This is a genomic window from Streptomyces niveiscabiei, assembly GCF_001419795.1.
GTDB lineage: Bacteria > Actinomycetota > Actinomycetes > Streptomycetales > Streptomycetaceae > Streptomyces > Streptomyces niveiscabiei.
This window is the reverse complement of record NZ_LIRL01001192.1, coordinates 1-1,286: the sequence shown is the minus strand read 5'-3', so window position 1 is coordinate 1,286 and position 1,286 is coordinate 1. Positions and strand designations below refer to the sequence as shown.

Below are 1,286 nucleotides of genomic sequence, written 5' to 3'. Positions count from 1 at the left end.
CGGTACGAACTGGCGCCGGGGCACCGCCCCCGGCGCCAGTTCGTACCGCACCGGCAGGACCCGCAGCCCCCGCACGACCGCGCCCGAGCGCCAGGGCAACTGGTCGTGCGGGAGGGCGAGTTCGAGGGTGGCAAAGTGGTCGAAGAGTTTACCGACGGCCGTGGTGACGATGAGCGTCCCCAACTCCCGGGCGGCGGTGGGGCATTGGTGGGGCCCGGCACCCCAGCCGAGGTGGGCCCGGGTAGAGACGGTCGACCCCACCATGTGCGAGGCCCCGATCTCCAGCAGATCCTGGTGCGCGGCGGCGGCCGAGGGACACACCACGTCCCCGGCCCTGATCAGGTAGCTCCCGAGCCCCATGTCCCGCGCCGCGAACCGGAAGCACATGTTGGCGACCGGCGGATTGGCGAGGGCCGCCCGGTTCACGGTCTCCCCCAACTGCCCGGCGGACAGGCTGCGCCGGACGGTCGCGTTGCCCCGCAGCACTTCGAGGAGCGTGTTGAGGACCATGTTCCCGGTGATGTCGTTGAGGTAGACGGCGTGCATGAACAGCTCCCGCCCGAGCTGCTCGTCGCTCAACTCCGGGTCGGCGAGCAGGAGATAGGACGTGAGGTCGTCCCCCGGCCGGGCCCGGCGGTGCGCGGCGAGCCGTGTGAACGCGCCGAGCGCCCGCGCGGTGGCGACCCCGGCGTCGGGTCCGCCGTCGAGCATCCGCCAGAGGTCCATGACGAGTTCGTCGCCGAGGTCGACGGGGCAGCCGAACAGCTTGGTGGTGACCATGAGGAGCAGCGGCCGGGTGTACTGCGCCCCGAGGTCCACGTGCCCGGTCGCGCCGGACTCGGCGGCGAGCGTCGCGACGAGTTCGTCGGCGTACTTGGCGACCGCCGAGCGCAGTTCCCACCCTTCGGGGCTGCGGGCGTTCTGGAAGGGGCCGAGGGCGGTGTGCAGGACGCGGCGGGCCTCCTGGTGCTCCTCGTCGTCCATGAACATGGTCTGCCGTACCTCGTACCCGGCCAACAGGGGCCAGTCCGGTGGTAGTTCGCCGTGCGCGCGGGCGCGCCAGTAGCGGACGTCGCGCCGCCACTGGCTCTCGTTGCGCAGCACCTCCAGGACGTCCCGGTAGTCCAGGACGAGCCACACCGGCACCCCCATGAGCCCGACGGGCGCGACGGAGCCGTACGTGCCGCGCAGTCGGGTGTAGACGGCGCCGGGGTCGGCGTCGAACTCGGAGGTGAGCAGCGGCTCGACGGCCAGGGATTCGAGGGTGGGGTGGTCGGCCGGTGGGG

General features: G+C 72.4%; 1 protein-coding gene. It reads right to left on the bottom strand.

The genetic code is table 11. The features are described from left to right. A partial coding sequence (locus AOK24_RS41925; RefSeq protein ID WP_055725125.1) for a cytochrome P450 family protein occupies window positions 1-1,286 on the bottom strand: 1,286 nt, incomplete at both ends.